The 21,904-nt window shown below is 56.9% G+C and carries 25 protein-coding genes and 1 pseudogene; 16 read left to right on the forward strand and 10 right to left on the reverse strand.

The window, feature by feature from the left end; all coding sequences use genetic code 11:
* Positions 1-11: 11 nt before the first annotated feature.
* Positions 12-1,595: an FMN-binding glutamate synthase family protein gene (locus tag ABD851_RS02125; protein WP_344974579.1), complete on the forward strand. Its 1,584-nt coding sequence runs from the start codon at positions 12-14 to the stop codon at positions 1,593-1,595.
* 18 nt (positions 1,596-1,613) lie between these two features.
* Here ABD851_RS02125 and nth read toward each other — a convergent pair whose 3' ends face one another.
* From nth to gldA, 5 genes are all read right to left on the reverse strand, one after another.
* On the reverse strand, positions 1,614-2,255 hold the full coding sequence (nth, locus tag ABD851_RS02130) for an endonuclease III (protein ID WP_344974582.1): 642 nt from the start codon (positions 2,253-2,255) through the stop codon (positions 1,614-1,616).
* Entirely contained in the window at positions 2,252-2,476 is a 225-nt protein-coding gene (locus tag ABD851_RS02135) for a hypothetical protein (protein WP_344974585.1), read from the reverse strand. Before ABD851_RS02135 ends, nth begins: the two co-directional genes overlap by 4 nt.
* A gap of 98 nt (positions 2,477-2,574) precedes the next feature.
* Entirely contained in the window at positions 2,575-2,883 is a 309-nt protein-coding gene (locus tag ABD851_RS02140) for an FtsB family cell division protein (protein ID WP_344974588.1), read from the reverse strand.
* Between the two features lie 56 nt (positions 2,884-2,939).
* Entirely contained in the window at positions 2,940-4,229 is a 1,290-nt protein-coding gene (gene eno, locus ABD851_RS02145; RefSeq protein WP_344974591.1) for a phosphopyruvate hydratase, read from the reverse strand.
* Positions 4,230-4,367: 138 nt separating this feature from the next.
* Complete coding sequence (gldA, locus tag ABD851_RS02150; RefSeq protein WP_344974594.1) at positions 4,368-5,282, reverse strand: gliding motility-associated ABC transporter ATP-binding subunit GldA; 915 nt, start codon at positions 5,280-5,282, stop codon at positions 4,368-4,370.
* 59 nt (positions 5,283-5,341) lie between these two features.
* On the opposite strand from gldA, the gene ABD851_RS02155 reads away from it, so the two are divergent.
* The 5 genes from ABD851_RS02155 to ABD851_RS02175 all read left to right on the forward strand — a co-directional run bounded on the left by ABD851_RS02155 (position 5,342) and on the right by ABD851_RS02175 (position 8,742).
* A complete protein-coding gene (locus ABD851_RS02155) occupies positions 5,342-7,054 on the forward strand; it encodes a M23 family metallopeptidase (protein WP_344974597.1) in 1,713 nt (570 codons plus the stop codon).
* Between the two features lie 7 nt (positions 7,055-7,061).
* Complete coding sequence (gene bcp / locus ABD851_RS02160) at positions 7,062-7,529, forward strand: thioredoxin-dependent thiol peroxidase (protein WP_344974600.1); 468 nt, start codon at positions 7,062-7,064, stop codon at positions 7,527-7,529.
* Positions 7,530-7,535: 6 nt separating this feature from the next.
* Complete coding sequence (locus ABD851_RS02165) at positions 7,536-8,087, forward strand: YceI family protein (RefSeq protein WP_344974603.1); 552 nt, start codon at positions 7,536-7,538, stop codon at positions 8,085-8,087.
* Between the two features lie 88 nt (positions 8,088-8,175).
* On the forward strand, positions 8,176-8,562 hold the full coding sequence (gene apaG / locus ABD851_RS02170; RefSeq protein WP_344974606.1) for a Co2+/Mg2+ efflux protein ApaG: 387 nt from the start codon (positions 8,176-8,178) through the stop codon (positions 8,560-8,562).
* A gap of 18 nt (positions 8,563-8,580) precedes the next feature.
* On the forward strand, positions 8,581-8,742 hold the full coding sequence (locus ABD851_RS02175; RefSeq protein ID WP_344974609.1) for a hypothetical protein: 162 nt from the start codon (positions 8,581-8,583) through the stop codon (positions 8,740-8,742).
* 11 nt (positions 8,743-8,753) lie between these two features.
* Here the strand turns inward: ABD851_RS02175 and ABD851_RS02180 are convergent, their stop codons facing one another.
* Entirely contained in the window at positions 8,754-9,206 is a 453-nt protein-coding gene (locus tag ABD851_RS02180) for a GNAT family N-acetyltransferase (protein ID WP_344974612.1), read from the reverse strand.
* A 67-nt stretch (positions 9,207-9,273) separates the two neighbouring features.
* A complete protein-coding gene (gene gldB, locus ABD851_RS02185; protein WP_344974615.1) occupies positions 9,274-10,308 on the reverse strand; it encodes a gliding motility lipoprotein GldB in 1,035 nt (344 codons plus the stop codon).
* 107 nt (positions 10,309-10,415) lie between these two features.
* On the opposite strand from gldB, the gene ABD851_RS02190 reads away from it, so the two are divergent.
* Complete coding sequence (locus tag ABD851_RS02190) at positions 10,416-12,110, forward strand: NAD+ synthase (protein WP_344974618.1); 1,695 nt, start codon at positions 10,416-10,418, stop codon at positions 12,108-12,110.
* On the opposite strand, the gene ABD851_RS02195 is transcribed toward ABD851_RS02190, so the two are convergent.
* Positions 12,111-12,440 (reverse strand): YbjQ family protein, encoded by a 330-nt coding sequence (locus tag ABD851_RS02195; RefSeq protein WP_344974621.1) that lies wholly within the window; start codon positions 12,438-12,440, stop codon positions 12,111-12,113. It abuts the gene before it with no gap.
* A 96-nt stretch (positions 12,441-12,536) separates the two neighbouring features.
* Between ABD851_RS02195 and serS the strand changes: the two genes are divergently transcribed.
* The 6 genes from serS to ABD851_RS02225 all read left to right on the forward strand — a co-directional run bounded on the left by serS (position 12,537) and on the right by ABD851_RS02225 (position 18,485).
* Positions 12,537-13,808: a serine--tRNA ligase gene (gene serS / locus ABD851_RS02200; RefSeq protein WP_344974624.1), complete on the forward strand. Its 1,272-nt coding sequence runs from the start codon at positions 12,537-12,539 to the stop codon at positions 13,806-13,808.
* A gap of 159 nt (positions 13,809-13,967) precedes the next feature.
* Positions 13,968-14,399 (forward strand): NfeD family protein, encoded by a 432-nt coding sequence (locus tag ABD851_RS02205; protein ID WP_344974627.1) that lies wholly within the window; start codon positions 13,968-13,970, stop codon positions 14,397-14,399.
* A complete protein-coding gene (locus ABD851_RS02210; protein WP_344974630.1) occupies positions 14,386-15,165 on the forward strand; it encodes a slipin family protein in 780 nt (259 codons plus the stop codon). The genes ABD851_RS02205 and ABD851_RS02210 overlap by 14 nt, the downstream gene beginning before the upstream one ends.
* A 47-nt stretch (positions 15,166-15,212) precedes the next feature.
* Positions 15,213-15,758, forward strand: coding sequence for a GNAT family N-acetyltransferase (locus ABD851_RS02215; protein ID WP_344974633.1), 546 nt, complete (start codon positions 15,213-15,215; stop codon positions 15,756-15,758).
* Positions 15,759-15,806: 48 nt separating this feature from the next.
* Positions 15,807-17,261, forward strand: a complete 1,455-nt coding sequence (locus tag ABD851_RS02220; protein ID WP_344974636.1) for a DUF1800 domain-containing protein — start codon at positions 15,807-15,809, stop codon at positions 17,259-17,261.
* A gap of 18 nt (positions 17,262-17,279) precedes the next feature.
* Entirely contained in the window at positions 17,280-18,485 is a 1,206-nt protein-coding gene (locus ABD851_RS02225) for a DUF1501 domain-containing protein (RefSeq protein ID WP_344974639.1), read from the forward strand.
* A gap of 6 nt (positions 18,486-18,491) precedes the next feature.
* Here ABD851_RS02225 and arfB read toward each other — a convergent pair.
* Positions 18,492-18,881, reverse strand: a pseudogene (arfB, locus tag ABD851_RS02230) (alternative ribosome rescue aminoacyl-tRNA hydrolase ArfB); the annotation flags it as partial.
* A gap of 90 nt (positions 18,882-18,971) precedes the next feature.
* Between arfB and dtd the strand changes: the two are divergent.
* Positions 18,972-19,424 (forward strand): D-aminoacyl-tRNA deacylase, encoded by a 453-nt coding sequence (gene dtd, locus ABD851_RS02235; RefSeq protein ID WP_344974642.1) that lies wholly within the window; start codon positions 18,972-18,974, stop codon positions 19,422-19,424.
* Positions 19,425-19,426: 2 nt separating this feature from the next.
* On the forward strand, positions 19,427-19,753 hold the full coding sequence (locus ABD851_RS02240) for a nucleotide pyrophosphohydrolase (RefSeq protein ID WP_344974645.1): 327 nt from the start codon (positions 19,427-19,429) through the stop codon (positions 19,751-19,753).
* 61 nt (positions 19,754-19,814) lie between these two features.
* Here ABD851_RS02240 and ABD851_RS02245 read toward each other — a convergent pair whose 3' ends face one another.
* A complete protein-coding gene (locus tag ABD851_RS02245) occupies positions 19,815-20,330 on the reverse strand; it encodes a molybdopterin-dependent oxidoreductase (RefSeq protein WP_344974648.1) in 516 nt (171 codons plus the stop codon).
* A 123-nt stretch (positions 20,331-20,453) separates the two neighbouring features.
* Between ABD851_RS02245 and ABD851_RS02250 the strand changes: the two genes are divergently transcribed.
* A complete protein-coding gene (locus tag ABD851_RS02250; protein ID WP_344974653.1) occupies positions 20,454-21,899 on the forward strand; it encodes a glycine--tRNA ligase in 1,446 nt (481 codons plus the stop codon).
* Positions 21,900-21,904: the final 5 nt, after the last annotated feature.

Below are 21,904 nucleotides of genomic sequence, written 5' to 3' on the forward strand. Positions count from 1 at the left end.
TAATTTTAACGATGCGAAAAAAATTTATTCTCGGAAGTCTTATCGTCATGGCCGGATTGTTAGCCGGCGCAGCCTATTACCCCTGGATCGCCTGGCTCTGGATTCTTTTCGGTCCGCTAATCCTGCTGGGTATTGTGGACATGATCCAGGTCAAGCATGCCATCATGCGTAACTACCCGCTTGTGGGACGGTTGCGCTACCTGATGGAGGACCTCCGTCCGAAGATCTACCAGTACTTTATAGAAAGCGATATCGACGGGCGGCCGGTGAACCGGGTAGATCGCTCCACCATATACCAGCGGGCCAAGCGGCAGCTGGACACGCAGCCCTTCGGCACACAGTTCAACGTGTACCAGGAAGGGTATGAGTGGATGGGTCATTCCGTACAGCCGGTACCGTTTGAGAAGATGAACAAGGATCCGCGTATCCTCATCGGGGGCGGGGACTGTGCCCATCCTTATGCTGCCAGCGTCCTCAACGTCTCGGCCATGAGCTTTGGCTCGCTCAGCTCCAATGCCATCGAAGCGCTGAATGGCGGGGCCAGGATCGGGAATTTTGCGCACAATACGGGGGAGGGCGGACTCAGCCCCTATCATCTTGCCCAGGGCGGCGATATCGTCTGGCAGATCGGCACCGGCTATTTCGGTTGCCGCGATGATAACGGCAATTTTTTGCCGGAGCTGTTCCGGAAAAAATGCCGGGACCATCCGCAGGTAAAAATGGTGGAGCTGAAGCTTTCCCAGGGCGCCAAGCCCGGCCACGGCGGTATCCTGCCGGCGGAGAAGAATACCGCCGAGATAGCGGCTATCCGTCATGTCCGGGCCGGCACTACCATCTTTTCGCCCCCTTATCATACCGCCTTCAGCACGCCCCTGGGGCTGATGAAGTTTGTCGGGCAGCTGCGGGAGCTGAGCAATGGCCTGCCCGTCGGGTTTAAGCTGTGTATCGGCCGCCGCAGCGAATTTATCGCCATCTGTAAGGCCATGCTGGAAACCGATATTTACCCGGACTTTATCACCATCGATGGCGGCGAAGGCGGCACCGGGGCGGCGCCGCCGGAGTTTTCCAATTCGGTGGGCATGCCGTTTATGGACGGCCTTGCCTTTGCGCAGGACGTGCTGGTGGGGATGGGCGTACGCGACAAGCTGAAGCTGATCACCTCGGGAAAGATCCTGACGGGTTTTCATATCGTCCGCGCCCTGGCGCTGGGCGCCGATGCTTGCAACAGCGCCCGGGCAATGATGATAGCCCTGGGCTGTATACAATCCCTGCTTTGCAATACCAATAAATGTCCCACCGGCGTGGCTACGCAGGACAAGCTCCGGGCCAGCGGCCTGGTGGTAAGCGATAAAAAGCAGCGGGTGGCCAATTATCACCGGGATACGGTGGAAAGCGCGGTGGAGCTTACGGCGGCTGCCGGCTTGTCCGACCTGCGTCAGCTCACGCGGTCGCATCTTTACCGGCGTGTCTTTATGAACGATGTACGGACCTTCGAGGAAATCTATCCCTCCTTACAGCCGGGGAGCCTGCTGAAAGGCCTGCTTTCGGAGCGTTACCGGCACGATATGGCGGCGGCGGCCACAGACCGCTGGTAAGGCATCCTGCCGGAGGTCCTATCCGGTGAGGTGCGCATAGTACTTGCAGGCTTTCCGGATGCCGCACTGGTCGCATTTGGGATTCCGGGCCACACAGATATAGCGGCCATGGAGGATCAGCCAGTGGTGGGCGCGGTAAATCTTTTCTTTGGGGATATGCCGGACAAGCTGCTGCTCCGCCTGCAGGGGCGTTTTGGCGTTCTGGGTCAGCCCCACCCGGGCCGCTACCCGGAAAACGTGGGTATCCACCGCCATGTTGGGCTGGTGGTAGACGACCGAGGTCACCACATTCGCGGTCTTGCGGCCCACTCCCGGCAGCTTTATCAGCTCGGGCACGGTATCCGGTATCTCCCCGTCGAAATCTTCCATCACCATACGGGCCATGCCGATGAGGTGCTTTGCCTTGTTGTTGGGATAGCTGATGCTCTTGATCAGGGGAAAGAGCTCGTCAAAAGCGGCGTGGCTCAGGGATTTTATGTCGGGATATTTTTCAAAAATCGCCGGCGTGGTCATGTTCACCCGCTTGTCCGTACACTGCGCGGAAAGGATCACCGCCACCAGCAGCTGATAAGGGTTGTGATAGATCAACTCCGTTTCGGCGCCGGGATTGTGCTTTTCGAAATAGTCCAGAACGAACTGGTACCGTTGCTGTTTGGTCATATGGCCTTTTCCGCCTTGCGCGCATATTCGAGTATCGCCAGCAGGGTAGCGGTACGGGGCGAAAATTTCAGCCGGTCCAGCATCTGCCGGACAGACGGGGTTTCTTCCTCTTTCATGTCAAATGGTTGCAGGGTTGTTTCTTCCCATCCGGGGCGGGACGGGCAGAACTCATCCGATGGAGCAAGGGTGGAGGGGCGCTCCGGGTGTGTAAAGGTATTCATGCATAACAGAATTGTAACTGTGAATAATAACGTGTGTAGCTATTAAACGCCATGTTACAAAATTCTATTGTCTCCGGGGGAAATTTTTTTGGGGAGGCTTATTTTTTATCCTCCTCCTGGGGGGCGGCCGTAATGACAAAAAGGTCCTCGCCGTCTTTTTTCATAAAGTATTTTTCCCGTGCAAACTTTTCCTGTTTTTCGGGGCTGGAAAGCAGTTCCTGCCGCTCTTTTTCCGTCTGGCTGATTTCGTTCAGGAGATAGTCCTTTTTCTGCTGCAGTTCGTAAAGCTGGGCCCGGTAGCGGACCTGGGTGATGAGATCGTTGCGGTCAAAAAAGATCATCCACACGGCAAAAGCCACCGTAGCGATGATGTATTTGTTCCTCAGCAGGCGGGCGAACTTGCGCATGGTCGGTAGGATATGATCCCCGGTGTCCCGCCCCGGGCGGGACACCGGGGCCCGGTTTATACTCCAAATTTAAAGATATTATCCGGAAAAACCGCCGTCTCGGCCAGCTGTTCCTCAATGCGCAGCAGCTGGTTGTACTTGGCGATGCGGTCGGTGCGGGAGGCTGAGCCCGTCTTGATCTGTCCGCAGTTCAGCGCCACAGCCAGGTCGGCGATGGTGGTATCTTCCGTTTCGCCGGAGCGGTGGCTCATGATGCTGGTATAGGCATGGGTCTGTGCCAGCTGTACGGCATTGATGGTTTCCGTGACGGTTCCGATCTGGTTTACCTTGATGAGTATGCTGTTGGCAATGCCCCGGTCTATACCCTGCTGCAGGCGTTTTACGTTGGTGACGAACAGGTCGTCCCCGACCAGCTGGGTCTTTGCGCCGATGGCGTCGGTGAGCATTTTCCAGCCGTCCCAGTCGTCCTCTGCCATGCCGTCCTCGATGGAAAGAATAGGATATTTGGAAGCCCAGCCTGCCCAGTAGGCCACCATTTCTTCGCTGCTCAGCTTGCGTCCGTCGGATTTGTGAAAATGGTAGACCTTTTCGTCGGTGAGGTAGAGCTCGCTGACGGCGGGGTCCAGGGCGATGCCGATCTGCTCCCCGGGCTTATAACCCGCGGCTTCGATGGCCTTGAGGACCGTTTCGATGGCTTCCTCATTGCTTTGGATATCGGGTGCAAAACCGCCTTCGTCGCCTACGTTGGTGGAATATCCCTTCTTTTTCAGTACGGCTTTCAGGTGGTGGAAGACTTCCACACCCCAGCGCAGGGCTTCGGAGAAGCTGCCGGCGCCGAAAGGCACGATCATGAATTCCTGGAAATCGATCTTGTTGTCCGCATGAGCGCCGCCGTTGAGGATATTCATAAGGGGTACGGGAAGCGTTTTGGCGTTGGTGCCGCCGACATAGCGGTACAGGGGCAGCTCGCACTCCTGGGCGGCAGCTTTGGCAGCCGCCATGCTCACGGCCAGCATGGCATTGGCGCCCAGCTTGCTTTTGTTATCCGTGCCGTCCAGGGTGATCAGCAGGTTGTCGATGCCGGCCTGGTCGGTTACCTCCCAGCCTACCAGCTCTTCGCTGATGGGACCGTTGACATTGGCAACGGCGTTCAGCACCCCTTTGCCCATATATACGTTTTTATCTCCGTCGCGCAGCTCCACCGCCTCATGAACACCGGTCGATGCTCCCGAAGGTACGGCCGCCCGGCCTTCCAGTCCGTTCTCTGTGATCACTTCCACCTCTACGGTGGGGTTGCCCCGGCTGTCCAGGATCTGGCGGGCATGGATTTCAGTAATGATACTCATGATGTCGATTTGATATTTCTGGTTTGATTTGGTAATTTGATGATTTGGTAACTTGATGATAAACTAATCAGCACATCATCAAATTAAAAATGCCTTTCACCCTTCACCTTTATCCTTTCACCTCCCCCCTTTAGGGGGTCAGGGGGTGGTCAGCTTCCGGAATACTTCTTCCAGGCTGCTGCTTTGGCTCTGCAAAGAAACGATGTTCAGGTTGTTTTGCAAAGCAAACTGCAGCAGGTTTTTGCGGATCGGCTCCGGATCGGGACCAGAAAGCTGCCAGCGGCCGCCTTCCAGCGGCAGGGCCGCCGATACGCCCGGCAGGGCCTCCAGCTGTTCCCGGGAAGCCGCTCCCGCAAACTCCACCAGCACCTGCATCTGCTGCCCGGCCTGCGACCGGAGCTGCTCCAGCCGGTTATCGGCCACCAGCCTGCCCTCATGGATGATCACCACGCGGGTGCAGAGGGCTTCCACCTCCTGCAGGATATGGGTGGAAAGGATTACCGTTTTTTCCTGACCCAGCTGCCGGATCAGCTGCCGGATCTCCACGATCTGATTGGGATCCAGCCCCGAGCCGGGCTCGTCGAGAATCAGCACTTCCGGATCGTGGATCAGCGCCTGGGCCAGCCCTACCCGTTGCCGGTAGCCCTTGGAAAGCATCCCGATCTTCTTGTGCTGCTCTCGGGTCAGGCCGGTAAGACGGATCATCTCGGCAATACGCTCCCGGCGCCGGCGTCGCGGTATGCGGTACACGGCGGCCACAAAATCCAGGTATTCCCTGATGTACATGTCGGCATACAGCGGATTGGATTCCGGCAGGTAGCCCGTACGGCGACGTACTTCCAGCGGACGGGCAGTGACATCCAGACCGCAGACCCGGGCCGTCCCCGAGGCGGGGGGCAGATACCCTGTAAGCATCCGCATCGTCGTGGATTTCCCCGCTCCGTTGGGACCCAGGAACCCGACGATCTCGCCCCGGCCCACAGAAAAGGAGATATCATCCACGGCCCGCTGCGTACCGTACGACTTGCAGAGATGGCTTACTTCAATGGACATGTCCGCTTGCGTTAGGCCGCTAAGATAGCCATTCTGCCCATATCCCTTACTTTTGCAGCATGATCAGAAGAATTATGCTGGCGCTGCTGCTCCTTCCCGGCCTTTCGAAGGCCCAGCAATTTCCCGAACCCCATTATCCCCAAAACTATTTCCGCAATCCCCTGGATATTCCGATGCTGCTTGCCGGCAACGTTGGCGAGCTCCGTCCCGGCCATTTTCACTCCGGGCTGGACATCAAGACCAACGGTCATATCGGCATGCGGGTACATGCCGCTGCCGACGGCTACATCTCCCGCGTGGGCGTTTCGTCTACGGGATTCGGCAATGTTATCTACATCTCTCACCCCAACGGGTATACGACGCTATACGGGCACCTGCACCGCTTTAATCCGGCGCTGGAACAATACGTTAAGAAGCAGCAATACCGGCAGGAGCGCTGGGCCGTGGACCTGGACCTGATGCCGGGCCTTTTTCCTGTGAAGAAAGGGCAGTTCATTGCCTGGAGCGGGTCCACCGGCTCCTCCGTAGCGCCGCACCTGCATTTCGAGATCCGGAAAACCGTTGACCAGCATCCGCTGAACGGACTATTGTTTGGTTTCGAGGTACGGGATAATATCCCTCCTTCGGTTTACCGTATAGCCGTTTATGATAGGGATAAGAGCCTCTATGAACAAACACCGCAGGTCTATTCGCTGAAAAAAAGCGGCGGCCTTTACCGTCCTTCCCTCGGCACCATACGGGTAAAGGCAGCCCGGGCAGGCTTTGGCATCAGCACCATCGACCACGAGAACGGCACCACCAACACCTACGGCGTATACCGCGCCGTTGTGTATGACGACGACCGGCCCTCAGTGGGCTTCCAGCTGGACGATGTGGGCTACGAGGAAACCCGCTATGTAGACGCCCACACGGATTATAAAACGCACCACAGCGGCGGGCCCTACTATGAGCTGCTGTTTTCCCTGCCCGGCAACCGGCTGCCGATCTATCATAATTTTGAAGGCGACGGTACGGTTGACCTCTCCGACGGGGCGGTCCATGCCATAAAAATCGCCGTCAAGGACGCCGGAGGAAATACCAGCACGGTCTCTTTCAACATACAGCAGGACCCGGCGGCCAAACCGGAACAAAAATCACCCTGCGCCAACAGGATGACGCCGGGGATAAAAAATATCTTTGAAAACAACCACGTGGAATTTTACCTGGACGAAACAGCCCTCTATGACGATATCTGCTTCCGGTATAAAACCCTGCCGGCCCCGGCAACGGGTTACTATTCGGACATTTATTGCCTGCACAACCCGGATGTGCCCCTGTATACATCCTTTACCCTGCGGCTGCGGCCGGACAAACCCGTCCCCCCGTCCCTGCGGAGCAAAATGGTCATCGTACGGACAGAACCCCGCAGCGGGCGCCACGAAGTCCGGGCGGCCTCCTGGTCCGGGGCATGGCTGGAAGCCTCCTTCCGGGATTTCGGGAACTTTGCCGTACAGGCGGATACCACGCCGCCGGTCATCACGCCGGTGGGACTTCACTCCGGCATCAGCCTGGCCAATGCCACCCGTATGGCCTTCCGCATCCGGGACGGCCTGAGCGGCATCAAAAGCTACCGGGCCATGCTGGACGGCCGCTGGCTGATGTTTGCGCAGGATGGCAGTACAATTTATTATACATTTGATGAACATTGTCCCCGGGGCAGTCACCGGCTGGAGCTAACCGTGACCGATGAAGCAAACAATACAGCTACTTATTTACTTACTTTTAAAAGATAAAAAAGCGATGACAGCACTCAAGGAAGGCGATAAGGCACCGGATTTCAAGGCCAAGGATCAGAACGGAAAAACCGTGTCGCTTGCGGATTTCAAGGGAAAGAAGCTGGTCCTGTATTTCTATCCGAAAGACAATACGCCGGGCTGCACCGCCCAGGCCTGCAACCTGCGCGACAACTACAGCCTGCTGCAGAAAAAGGGATATGCCGTAGTGGGGGTAAGCACAGACCCTGAAGCCAGCCACAAGAAGTTTGAAGAAAAATTCGACCTGCCCTTTACGCTGGTGGCCGACCCCGACAAAAAAGTCGTGGGAGCTTACGGCGTTTTCGGGGAAAAGAAGTTTATGGGGAAGACCTATATGGGCACCCACCGCACCACCTTCCTTATCAATGAAAACGGCGTCATCGACAAGGTGATCAACAAGCCGGACACCAAAAATCATACTGCCCAGGTGCTGGAAGTATGGGAAGGGAAATAAAAAGCGATGAAGAAGGGATTTTTTCTGATGTTGCCGCTGCTGGCCATCCTGGCCGGAGCCCGCGCCCAGCAGCGGTTTACCTGTGATAATGCCGTTGTCTCATTTTTCTCCTCGGCGCCCCTGGAAGACATCGACGCCAGGACCGACAAGGGAATTTCCACGCTGGATATACAGACGCGTGAGCTGTATTTCAAGATCCCCGTCAATACCTTTCAGTTTAAGCGGAGCCTGATGCAGGAGCATTTCAACAGCGACTATCTGGAGACGGAAAAATATCCTTTTGCAGAATTTAAAGGACAGCTGCAGGGGAGCGACAGCCTGACCCGCGCGGGTACCTATACCGTATCGGTGAAGGGCCAGCTGACGATCCACGGGGTTACCCGCGACTGTACCGCAGACGGCACCCTCACCGTCATGTCAGACCGTATCCGCGCCGTATCGGCGTTTCAGGTACGCCTGGCGGATTATAACATCAAGATTCCCCGCCTGGTGATCCGGAACATCGCCGAGGTGGTGGATGTGAAGATAAATGCGGATTACCTGCCCGGTCCCTCCTGAAGGCTGAAGGCTACGGCAGGAGCAGTTTTTGCCCATTTATCCAAAAAAAAGAGGATGGGAACGAAAATTGCTTATTTTTACAAAAGTCATGGTCAAACAGATCACATCAGGTATTACGATCAGCGTGGAAACGTTCTACCAGCCGGATTATTCCAACCCGGTGGGAAGTGAGTTCATGTTTGCTTACCGCATCACCATTGAAAACAACAATACCTTCCCCATAAAGCTGCTCCGCCGCCACTGGCATATCGTGGATTCCAACGGCGCGCACCGCGAGGTGGAAGGCGAGGGGGTGGTAGGCGTACAGCCGCTGCTGGCGCCGGGTGAGAACTACCAGTACGTTTCCGGTTCCAATCTTCGTACGGAGATCGGCAAGATGTACGGAACCTACCTGATGGAAAACCAGAACAATAAAAAACTCTTTGAGGTAGCCATCCCCGAATTCCAGATGATCGTACCCTTCAAGCTCAATTAGGTTTCCCTTTCCGTTGTTATGAATAACCCCCGCCTACGTAATATCCTGCTGCTGGTGGCCTTTCTGATCCTGATCGGGGGCACCGTCCTGAAAATGCGGGAACATCCGGCCGCCTGGTATCTCATCGGCTTCAGCATCGCCCTGTATATCTTTGCCCGCTTCTTTATGCGGCGCGCCTAATGCAAGGCGTTTCACTGCTCCAGCGTATAATAAAAATGACGAGCGGGCTGCTCCCCCGCAGGTTGGGTAGAACGATAGAAAGCCACTGCCTCCCTGTCCGCCTGATCCGCCTGTACAAAGATCTCCTCAAATCCCAGTGCGGTACAATGCTCCCTGAATTTGTCCATGAGCAGACTGCCGATCCCTTGCCGCTGAAAAGTCTTTGTTACGGCAAGATCATAGATGTAGGCCAGCGGCTTCGGGGAATGATACTGTTCAAGAACATAGGCTGTCAGGCCTCCGGCTACTTCTTCGTCAACGAGCGCCACAAAAACCATAAAGTTTTCTTTATGGAGCAGCCGGTCCAAATATTCCGGTGTTGGGTCCTGAGCATTTTTCAGATCGAAAACAACTTCAAAAATCCGGATGAGCTGCATAAACTTATCCAGATCCCGGTTGCCCAGCGGGGTTATTTTTACTTCCATAGATCCTATGATTGAGATCGCCCGTCCCTTTTCCGCTTCACTCGATATACGGACCGGGCGAGGCTTATCATCTTGGCCGGTATTTTGCCCCGCCGAGCAGCTTTGCGGCATCGTTCATCTGCATCAGCTGGGACAGCGCCATGTCGGGATGCAGGGCCATGTACCGGCGCACGATCTGCCATCCCACCCAGGCTCCCACGCCGCCGGGAGCGCCCGTAGGCATATCCTGCGGACCCGGGCCGGGGTCCATGTACCGGGAGCTGGTCTGGAAATCCCGCCGGTATAAAAGATCGTGCTGTACAAAAAACTGCCAGAGCTGCTGCTCGTTTTTCCGGCACCAGTCCAGCTGCTGAGCCGAATAACCCGTCCTGACCGTCGCCGGATCGCCGGGCATCACCTTCTCCAGGAAATAAAGCAGCTTTCCCGCGCTGATCATCCGGTCCAGCAGCGTAGCCCGGTCGCCGGCAGGCGGGAACATCTGCTGCCCGATGACCTTGAAACAGTCTGCCGCGATAAAGACCGGCTCAAACTGGGTAAGCATATAAGCCGGGTAGGGGTCGGCCAGCTGTGTGTAGGGCCGGAAATCTTTTCCCAGGAACATGTCCAGCCCGATACCGAGCAGGGAATCCGCCGTGATGGCCCCGTAGTTATTCAGCCCCGAGATAAAGGTGATCACCTCCGGCGCCCGGAAGCGGGGAAAATAATAACGGATATACCGGAAGCCGGACTCCAGCTGGTGCTGCAGGGCATGCAGGTCGGAAAAATGGGCGTTGACCGTATCCTGCAGCGCCCGGATGTCCGCCGCCGTTAGCAGACCCCTTACGTTCTGCGTCAGCCGGCCGCTGGTATCCGGGTAAGGTCCGTAGTTGAGGATGTTCTCCAGGTAAATCGGGAGAAACAGGGGATATCTTTGCTGCAGTCCGGCCAGCCCTTCCGCTACCCGGTTCGTATCGATGGCGAGGAAATCGCGGTCAAAACGCCTGATCTTTACCTCCATGGGAATATGGCTCACATCCGGCGCGGAAGGGGAATGACAAGCCGCCGCTCCGGAAATCACCGCAAGCAGCAGCCACCGGAAGGCGGAATGCCGTTTTATCTTCATAACTTTTTGGCGATACGGTTTGTAAAATTATTCTGCCCGGGGATAAATAACTTTGTGACCCGGAGTATGCGGGTAAAAATACCATTAAATCATAAAACACCTTTCACGTGAAGATCGTCTTAGCCCAGCAAAATTATCATATCGGCAACTTCGAAGCCAACACCCGGCAGATCATCGACGGGATACGCGAGGCGGAAGCCCGGGGCGCCGACCTGGTGGTTTTTTCGGAACTGTGCGTCTGCGGGTATCCTCCCCGGGATTTCCTGGAGTTCGAAGATTTTATCCGCCGCTGTGAAGCGGCGATCGATCAGATCCGGGAACATACCGCCGGTATTGCCGTGCTGGTAGGGGCGCCGGCGCGCAATCCAAAGCCGGAGGGGAAAGACCTGTTTAACGCCGCCTGGTTCCTTTACGAAAAAGAAGTGAAGCAGGTCGTGCACAAAACGCTGCTGCCCACCTATGACATCTTTGACGAGGACCGGTATTTCGAGCCGGCGTACGAGTGGAAGGTGATCCCGTTCAAAGGAAAGCGTTTGGCCGTTACCATCTGCGAGGATATCTGGAACCTCGGCGACGATCCGCTTTACAGGATATGCCCGATGGACCGGCTGATCGGGCAACAGCCCGATATGATCATCAACCTCTCGGCTTCGCCGTTCGACTATGATCACGACATACAGCGCAAAGCCATCGTCCGCGCCAACGTGCTGAAATACGGGCTGCCGCTCTTTTACTGTAATGCGGTGGGGGCGCAGACCGAGCTGGTGTTTGACGGGGGATCGCTCGTTTTTGATGCACAGGGCAATGTCGTCAGGGAGCTTCCGCTCTTTGCGCCTGCCCTGGCAGATGTCGAATGGGAAGACCTTCAGGGCGAAAGACAAGCCGCCGGCGCAGCGCCGGATCCGGCGGGGGCCGCTCCTTTCATCCTCCGTCCTGCAACGCTCAGCTTTGACCCTGAGCGCAATATCGCCCGTATCCATGATGCGCTTGTCATGGGGCTGCGCGACTATTTCCGGAAAATGAACTTCAGCCGTGCCATCCTCGGTTCCTCGGGAGGCATAGACAGTGCCGTGGTGCTGGCCCTGGCCTGTGAAGCGCTGGGGAAGGACAATGTACGGGCCATACTGATGCCATCCCCTTTTTCATCGGAACATTCCGTATCCGACGCCGTACAGCTGTCCCGCACACTGGGCAATCCCCATGATATCATTTCCATCGAGGAAGCCTACCAGGCCTTCCTGCATACCCTGGAACCCTTTTTTGAGGGACGGCCCTTCGATGTGGCGGAAGAAAATATGCAGGCCCGCATACGGGGGAATATCCTGATGTCGCTGGCCAACAAATTCGGCTATATCCTGCTCAACACCTCCAACAAGAGCGAGCTCTCCACCGGCTACGGCACCCTCTACGGGGATATGGCCGGCGGCATCAGCGTGCTGGGCGACGTTTATAAGATGCAGGTGTACGCACTGGCACGGTATATCAACCGGGAAAGGGAGATCATCCCCGAGCACATCCTGGTCAAGGCCCCCTCGGCGGAGCTGCGCCCCGGGCAGAAAGACAGCGACAGCCTGCCGGACTATGCCGTCATGGACAGCCTGCTGTACCAGTACATCGAGCGGCGACAGGGGCCGGCCGAGATCATCGCGCAGGGCTTTGACGAGGCGCTGGTAGCGCGTATCCTCAGGCTGGTCAACGCCAACGAATACAAGCGAAACCAGTTCTGTCCCATCATCCGGGTATCCTCAAAAGCTTTCGGCGTGGGAAGAAGGGTGCCGATCGTGGGGAAATACCTGATCTGATCACAGCTTTTCCACGGTCACCGCGGTGCCATAAGCCAGCACTTCGGTTACGCCGCTCATGATTTCGTTGGCGTCGTAACGCATGGCGATAACCGCATTGGCGCCCATTTGTATGGCGTGCGTCACCAGGTGATCCAGCGCCTCCTGCCGGGTCTTTTCACAAAGCTCCTGGTAGATCGAGATTTTCCCGCCTACCAGGGTCTGGAATCCTCCGGCAATATTGCCGAAAATGCTGCGCGAGCGGACCGTAATGCCTCTTACGAGGCCGAGGTAGCCGGTGATGCGGTATCCGGCCAGTTCGTTGGCGGTAGTAATGAGCTTGGCGTCCATTTTTTGGGATAAAACTATCGAAAATACGGATAGCCTGCGCCGCCGGGCGGGATTTTGTGCGGGGGACGCCTATCTTTGCAAAAATTCGGTACGACTATGCTGGCCATACACCTGATCAGGGAAAAGAAAGAATGGGTACTTGAGCGTCTCGCGGTAAAGCACTTTAAGGAGCCGGAGCTGGTGGAAAAGATAGTGCAGCTCGATGAGCAGCGGCGGAAGCTGAAAACCGCACAGGACAACCTCCTGGCGGAGGTGAACACGGCTTCCCGCGCTATCGGCGCCCTCATGCGCGAAGGCCGCAAGGTCGAAGCGGAAGCCAGCAAAAAAGCGGTGGCCGATCTCAAAGCGCAGCTGCAGCCGCTGGAAGCGGAGCTGGCCCGGGCGGAGCAGCAGCAGCAGGAACTATTGCTGAAGCTGCCCAACCTCCCTGCGCCGGAAGTGCCGCCCGGCCGCTCTCCCGAAGACAATGTAGTGGTCCGCGAAGGCGGAACGATACCGGAGACCGGCCCCGGCGCGTTACCGCATTGGGAGCTGGCGCAGCAATACGACCTGATGAGCCTGGAGACGGGCAACAAGATCACGGGCAGCGGCTTCCCGGTATATAAAAACCGGGGGGCGAAGCTGCAGCGGGCGCTGATCAGCTATTTCCTGGACTACAATATCGCCAACGGCTATACGGAGTATCAGCCTCCGCTGCTGGTCAACGAGGCAACGGCTTACGGCACCGGGCAGCTCCCGGACAAGGAAGGGCAGATGTATTTTGTGCAGGAAGACGGGCTTTACCTGATCCCGACGGCCGAGGTGCCGCTGACCAATATTTACCGGGACGAGATCCTGAAGGAGTCCGAGCTGCCGGTCCGCATGACGGGCTATACGCCCTGCTTCCGCCGCGAAGCCGGCTCTTACGGCAAGGACGTAAGAGGACTGAACCGGGTACACCAGTTCGACAAGGTGGAGGTGGTGCAGCTGGTCCACCCCGCACAATCCTATGCCGTGCTGGAGCAGATGGTTGCCCATGTGGAAGGGCTGGTGCAGACCCTGCAGCTGCCCTACCGTATCCTGCGGCTTTGCGGGGGCGACATGAGCTTCACCTCGGCCATGACCTACGATTTTGAGATCTACAGCGCGGCGCAGAAGCGCTGGCTGGAGGTGAGCTCGGTATCCAACTTCGAGACCTTCCAGACCAACCGGATGAAGATACGATATAAGGATGCGGAAGGACGGTCGCAGCTGCTGCATTCCCTGAACGGCAGCGCGCTGGCGCTGCCCCGTATCGTGGCCTGCCTGCTGGAGAACAACCAGTCGCCCGAAGGCATCCTGTTGCCGGAAGCGCTGCATCCTTACTTTGGCGCGGACCGGATCAGCTGATCGTTGTTTCTGGTTTGAGGTTTAACTTCAAAATGCCCCTCACCTTTGGCCTTTGCCTGCCCCGTATGCATGAGAGAGCCGGGGATAAAACGGGGATAAAAATTGCTGCTCCCCGGGGAATTGCTTATCTTACGGGGAAACTGAAATTTGCCCGTCCGGATGAAGCTACCTGCCGCCTGTCTGTTATCCTGCTTTTTACTGCCTTTGCCGCTTTCCGCGCAAATGGCGACAGACGTGGTGGTCGCTGTAAAGACGGATGACGGCGGCCCGGGAGATATATCCGGCAACGTTATCTTCACCGCCGCGGTCATTTTAACGATCCTGCTTATACTTATCGTTGTCATAGGATTGTGGGGGCCGCACCGCCGGCCGGTCACCGGCGTCGAAGGGCTTGTGGGCGAAGCCGGCGAAGCGCTTGAGCCGCTCGATCCGCGGGGCATGGTGCGGGTTCACGGCGAGCTTTGGCAGGCCGAATCCGTTGCCGGCCCGATCGGAAAAGACGAAGACATCCGGGTAACGGCAATAAAACGGCTCAGGCTGTATGTAGAACCTCTTAATAACGATAAAAAACCACCTCATGAACGCATCTAGTTTTTTGGGATTTGTCATCGTCCTGGTTGTCCTTATCATCCTGCTCAACTCCATCCGCATCTTACGCGAGTACGAACGCGGCGTGATATTCCGGCTGGGGCGTCTGGTCTCCGGCGGTGTAAGGGGCCCGGGTCTGATCCTGCTGATCCCCATTATCGACAAGATGGTCAAGGTCAGCCTGCGGACCGTGGTGCTCGACGTGCCGCCGCAGGACATCATCACCCAGGATAACGTGTCGGTGAAGGTGAATGCGGTGGTCTATTTCCGGGTGATCGCCCCGCAGAAAGCGGTAGTGGATGTGGAGAATTATCTGTTTGCCACGTCGCAGATCTCACAGACCACCCTGCGCAGCGTGCTCGGGCAGTCCGAGCTGGACGACCTGCTTTCGCAGCGGGAGAAGATCAACCACAAGCTGCAGCAGATCATTGATTCGCATACAGATCCCTGGGGCATCAAGGTTTCCAACGTAGAGGTGAAGCAGATCGACCTTCCGCAGGAAATGCAGCGTGCCATGGCCCGTCAGGCGGAAGCCGAGCGGGAGCGCCGTTCCAAGGTGATCGCCGCCGAAGGCGAGTTCCAGGCTTCGCAGCGGCTGGCGGATGCGGCCGGCATCCTCAGTGACCAGCCCAGCGCGCTTACCCTGCGCTATTTGCAGACGCTGCGGGAAATTGCCACGGAGAACAACTCCACTACCATATTCCCGATCCCCATCGATATCCTCAAGCCTTTTATGAATGTAAAAGGCGCCGAAGGAAAACAGGAATAAAGGTTACCCTGAGATAGTGTGCCGGCATTTGTAGTAAATGTAAGCCCATGGAATATCTGCTTGCCAATGGTCAGAAACTGCGTATACGAGCGGCAAAGAGAGAAGACGCCGCGGCGTTGCTGCAGATGTTTCGCCTGGCCGTAACGGAAACGCCTTTTCTGATGACGGATCCCCGGGAGGCGGAGCAGCTGACCCTGGAGCAGGAAGAAGCATTTGTCGACGGTTACCGGCAAAGCGCCAATCATTTGTTCCTGGTGGCCGACGTAGGCGGCGGCATCGCCGGCTCGCTTACCATTACACAAAGCAAATGGTTCAAGCAACGGCATGTGGGGGAGCTGGGCATCGTTATCCTGCGCGACTACTGGAACATGGGCATCGGCCGGCGGATGATCAACACCATGCTGCAATGGGTAGAGCGGCATCCCCTCATCCGCTGTCTCCATCTGAACGTAATGGCGCACAATGAAAAGGCGATCCGTATCTATAAAAAATTCGGATTTACCGAACACGGGCGGCTGGAGAAAGCCGCGCTGCAGCCGGGCGACCGTTATGAAGACCTCATCCTCATGAGTCTCTGGGTGCCGGACCGTTAAACTTTTCCGCCCTTTTCCCGTCTCAGTACAAAAAGCAATATGCCTGCTATGGATGAACAGGCGAAGGCCAGACATCTTTGCTGGCGTGCCGGCTTCGACGGGGTTGCCGCTATGGCAACGCCGGGGCAACCGGTGCGTCTGAAGCCGCTGATCAGAAAAATGCTGCAGCCGTCTCCTGAGATAGCGGCAATTACGGCGCCGGAGATAGCGGCCCTGTCCCTGCCGGGAACGGCGAGGGCAAAACCGGCATCTCCCGAAGAAAAGCGCGCCCTCCGTAAACAGCAGCAGCAGGGAATACGCCACCTGAACCTCGCCTGGCTGGATACCATGGTTGCCACCTCCAGCCCCCTGCAGGAGAAGATGAGCCTTTTCTGGCATGGCCATTTTGCCTGCCGTGTCGGCAATGCAGTACATAACGGGCGCCTGCTCAACGTGATACGGCAGCATGCGCTGGGCGACTTCGGGACGCTGCTGACCGCCGTTTCAAAAAGCGCGGCGATGCTGCAGTTCCTGAACAACCAGCAGAACCGGAAACAGCATCCCAACGAAAACTTTGCCCGCGAGGTGATGGAGCTTTTCACCATGGGTCGCGGAAATTATACCGAAGACGATGTAAAGGAAGGCGCCCGCGCCTTTACCGGCTGGGCCTACGACGGAGACGGTAACTTCCGGTTTCGCCGCTCCGTGCATGACAATGGCGTAAAGACATTCCTGGGGAAGACCGGGAATTTTGACGGCGACGATATCCTGAAGATGCTCCTGGAGCAGCGGGCCACCGCCTATCATATCACGGATAAGCTTTACCGGTACTTTGTCAATGAAACGCCCGATGAAGCAAAAATAAAAGACCTGGCCGGGCGCTTTTACCAGAGCAATTATGATATCCGGGCGCTGATGCGGCATATCTTTGAGTCGGACTGGTTTTATGACCCTGTCAACACGGGGAACAGGATCAAGTCGCCCGTGGAGCTGCTGGTAGGCATGCGGCGCAGCATTCCGGTGACCTTTGCCCGGGCGGATACCCAGCTGCTGGTACAGCGCCTGCTGGGGCAGGTGCTTTTCTATCCCCCGAACGTGGCCGGATGGCCGGGCGGGCGCAGCTGGATAGACAGCTCCACCCTGATGTTCCGGATGCGCCTCCCGCAGATCGTTTATTACGATGAAACGCTGGATATGCAGCCCAAAGACATGCCGGACGAGATGATGATGGACGGGCCGGGCCGTCCGCCGGCGCAGCGCAGGCGGTATGCGGAGAACGACCGCTTTGTACGCAACTATGCGAGACGGATAGATGCAGACCCTCACTGGGACGCATATATGAAGAAGTTTCAGCAAACTCCTTCCGGGGAGCTGCCCGCTGCCGTCAGCCGTGTCCTGCTGGCCGGTACGCCGCCGGCCGGAAGCAGCGCGCTGCTGAAGCCCTATGCTTCTGCGGGCCGTGAAGAGGCCATCAAAGCCATGAGTGTGGCCGTCATGAGCCTGCCCGAATATCAATTGTGTTAGGAAGTAAAAACTTTCGTTATGCTGATCATTAACCGCCGCCGTTTTTTACAGCTGGGATCGCTGGCCTCCGTATCCACGATGATGCCCAAATTTCTGAAGGCATTTGAGCGCAATGCGCTGCCGCCGGAAAACAAGGTGCTGGTGGTGGTGCAGCTGTCCGGGGGCAACGACGGTCTGAATACCGTGATTCCCTACCGCAACGATATCTATTACAAGCTGCGGCCCGCGCTGGGGATACGACGGGAAAGCGCCCTGGGACTGGATGACGAGCTGGGTCTGCATCCCGCGTTAAAAGGGCTGAAGGCCCTGTACGACGACGGTGCGCTGGGAGTGTTGAACAGCGTGGGGTATCCCAATCCGGACCGTTCCCATTTCCGGTCGATGGACATCTGGCAGACGGCCAGCGATTCGAAGGACATCATCACCACCGGCTGGATCGGCCGCTACCTGGATGCCCAGTGCAATGGCTGCGCCCATCCCACCCAGGCGCTTGAGATGGATGATACCCTCAGCCTGGCGCTGAAAGGCACACGTCTGCGGGGACTGACGGTCCCCGATCCCAACCGGCTGTACGCCAGCGCCCATGACCGCATGTTCGGCGCTATGGCCGCGCAGCACCGCGACGGGGCCGGCGACGGGCACGGCAACGTGGATTACCTGTATAAGACCATGACGGAAACCATGAGCTCCGCCGCTTATATCTATAAGGAATCCAAGATCTACAAATCCAAAGCGCCTTATCCCGACACGGCTTTCGGAAAAGGGATGAAGACCATCGCGGAGATGATCCTGTCCGGTATCGATACGCGGGTATATTACATCTCCCTGGGCAGCTTTGATACGCATGTCAATCAGCACCCGCAGCAGCAACGGCTGTTTACCCAGCTGGGCGATACGCTGCAGGTGTTTACCTCGGAGCTAAAGAAGAACAACCGGTTTAACGATGTTGCGGTGATGACCTTCTCGGAATTCGGGCGTCGGGTCGGGCAAAATGCCAGCGGCGGTACCGACCACGGCACGGCCAACTGTATGTTCCTGGTATCCGGTGGGCTGAAGAAGAAAGGCGTGCTGAACGAAGTCCCCGATCTTCATGACCTTGACGAGGGCGATCTCCGGTATAAGGTGGATTTTAAGAACGTATATGCCACCCTCATGCGGAAGTGGCTGGATGCAGATGACCGCAACATCCTGGGCGGCCGGCACAGCTATCTCGATTTCATATAGCCGTGTTCAGTCTTCTTTTCGTCGCTGCTGTTTTCTTTCCGAACGGATTCTTTTTTCCTGCAGCCTCTTTTCCACAGACCCGGCCGTGGGCTTTGTGCGGATTCTTTTTTTGGGGACGACAAGGGCCCGCGCTACCAGGGCATTCATCTTACGGACAACCTCCTTTCTGTTTGCACCCTGGGTACGTGCGCGCTGCGCGGTTACCCGCAGCAGGCCTTCCTTGGAGATGCGGCCGGAGAGCTTTTCGCGGACCCGTTGCTGCTGGGCGGGAGTAAGCAGCCGGGACCGTTCCAGATCGAGATATCCCTCCACCATGGTCTCCACCTTGTTGACATGCTGCCCTCCCTTGCCGCCGCTTCGGGCCGTTTGAAAAACGATCTCGGATGAAAGGTCTATTAACATGATGCAACGCCGAAGGGGTTTCGCCCGGGTACAAAAATAAGGCTAAATTTGTACCTTACCTTTTTTCAAACAGCCGGCGGCATCATGAGAGCGGTCATCCAGCGCGTCACCCATGCGGGCGTTACCATTGACGGAACCATCAAATCCCGTATCGGGCCCGGACTGCTGGTGCTGCTTGGCATAGAAGAAGCCGATACCGTGGCGGATGTAAGCTGGCTGAGCGGTAAGATCGTGAACCTGCGTATCTTCAATGACGGGCAGGGCGTCATGAACTTCAGCCTGAAAGATACCGGCGGGGATATCCTGCTCATCAGCCAGTTTACGCTACATGCCCTTACCAAAAAGGGGAACCGCCCGTCTTATATGCGGGCGGCAGGGCCGGCCGTAGCCGTGCCGCTGTACGAACAGATGATCCGGCAGCTGGAAGCCGATCTGGGGAAGCCTGTCGGCGCGGGCACGTTCGGCGCCGATATGAAAGTAGAGTTATTAAACGACGGCCCGGTGACCATACTTATCGACACAAAAAACAGGGAATAGTCATGACCATACAGGAAGCGCAGCAGCGGGTAGACCAATGGATAACGACTACGGGTGTACGTTATTTCAGTGAGCTGACCAATATGGCCATCCTTACCGAAGAGGTGGGGGAGGTGGCCCGGATCATGGCACGGCAGTACGGGGAGCAATCCTTTAAGGAAAGCGATCTGAAAAAAGAGCTGTCCGATGAGCTGTCCGACGTGCTGTGGGTGTTGATCTGTCTGGCCAACCAGTGCGGAGTCGATCTTACCGCAGCCCTGGAAGCTAACTTTGTAAAAAAGGACCGGCGGGATGCGGAGCGGCACCGCCAGAATAAGAAGCTGCACTGAGGGTGGCTTTATCCTGCACACGCCATTGTTGTACGGTCCCGGGAGCGGTCCTCCCCGCCGCTTATTCCCCGGCCTTTCCCACTACCAGGGCGGTTACATCCCATATCCAGCGGGCCGGCTTTTTTTCACCGGGAACGATCACCCGGAAAGGGCCTTTGCCGGCCGGCAGCGCCTGCCCGTCCTCCCGGTCCGCCAGGATGATCCTGCGGTCGGTAAAAGCCGCATCCAGCTCGGGTAAGGCGAAGATTACCCGGTAACCATCCGCGGCTTTGACCAGGAGATAGCTGGCCATGTTCTTTCCGCGGAGGGCCGGGCCCATGGCAACGCCCGCCTTTTCCAGGATATCCGACAGGGCGACGCCCGAAAAAGCATGTGTTTTCCCATCCTTGCCGGCAGCCCGTACTTCGGTTCTTTTCATGCCGGAAAGATCCGCTGCGCTGAGCTTTAGCGGATGCTGTACGGCGCCGGTTACCGTAACCGCCCGGGGCGGTTTCGCGTCCTGTCCCCGGCAGAAGGATGCCGGTGCGGACAACATTATCAGGAGGATCCACAATCGGAATGATTGCCTTTTTTTCATCTGTGACCTTTTGTAAGTAAATCGATAACAGGAAGATTCAAAAAATAAGTTGTTGTAAAAATAGCCGTTTGCCCCGGAAAAACACCGGCTCTTCCCTTTTAACCTTTTATCTTTGCTCCCGTTATGGCAAACGATCAGCATAAGCTACAGGCAATTATTGCCCATTCCAAGGAATACGGCTTTGTTTTTCCCTCCAGCGAGATCTACGATGGGCTCGGTGCGGTGTACGACTACGGACAATACGGCGCACAGCTCAAAAAAAATATCCGTGATTACTGGTGGAAGAGCATGACCCAGCTGCAGGAGAACATCGTCGGTATAGATGCGGCTATCTTTATGCATCCGACCACCTGGAAGGCTTCGGGCCATGTGGACAACTTCAGCGACCCGATGATTGACAATAAGGACAGCAAAAAGCGCTACCGGGTGGATCACCTGCTGGAAGCCCGGGCCGATAAGCTGGAAGAAGAGGGTAAAGCCGATGCGGCGCGCCTGCTGATCGGAAAAATGGAGCAGCTGCTGTCCGCCGACGATCTGCCCGGCCTGAAAACGCTGATCCTCGAAGAAGGGATCGTTTGTCCGCTGAGCGGAACGGCCAACTGGACCGACGTACGGCAATTCAACCTCATGTTCTCCACCCAGCTGGGGAGCGTGGCCGGTGAGGCCGGGGAGATATACCTGCGGCCCGAAACCGCGCAGGGCATCTTTGTCAACTTCCTGAATGTGCAGAAAACCGGCCGGATGAAGATCCCCTTTGGGATTGCCCAGACGGGCAAGGCTTTCCGGAATGAGATCGTGGCCCGTCAGTTTATCTTCCGGATGCGGGAGTTCGAGCAAATGGAGATGCAGTTTTTTGTCCGTCCCGGCACCGAGCTGGACTGGTATGCGCACTGGAAGGAGACCCGGATGCAATGGCACCGGAGCCTGGGTATTCCGGAAGACAAACTGCAGTTTCACGATCATGCCAAGCTGGCCCACTATGCCAATGCCGCGGTGGACATCGAATACAACTTCCCCATCGGCTTTAAGGAAGTGGAAGGCATCCATTCCCGCACCGACTATGACCTTCGCCGGCACCAGGAATTTTCCGGAAAAAAAATACAGTATTTCGATCCCGAGATCAACAAAAATTATATCCCCTATGTGGTGGAAACTTCCGTAGGACTGGACCGTACCTTTATGATGGTGCTGAGCGAAGCCTATGCCGAGGAGGAGGTCGCCACCGCAGATCCAGCCAAAAAGGACACGCGTACCCTGCTGAAGCTGCCTCCGCGACTGTCGCCGGTGAAGCTGGCCGTCCTGCCCCTGGTAAAAAAGGATGGTCTGCCCGAAATTGCCCGGACGCTGATGGACGAGTGTAAGCAACAGTTTCATTGCATCTACGAGGAGAAGGACAGCATCGGGAAACGCTACCGCCGGCAGGACGCTATCGGCACACCTTTTTGCGTCACCATCGACCACCAGACGCGGGAAGACCAGACCGTCACCATACGCTACCGGGACAGTCTGCAGCAGGACCGGCTGCCGATAAGCATGATCTCGCAGCTGGTGCAGGACGCGATAAGGTGAGCACC

The organism is Compostibacter hankyongensis (assembly GCF_039541075.1).
Taxonomy (GTDB): Bacteria; Bacteroidota; Bacteroidia; order Chitinophagales; family Chitinophagaceae; genus Compostibacter; species Compostibacter hankyongensis.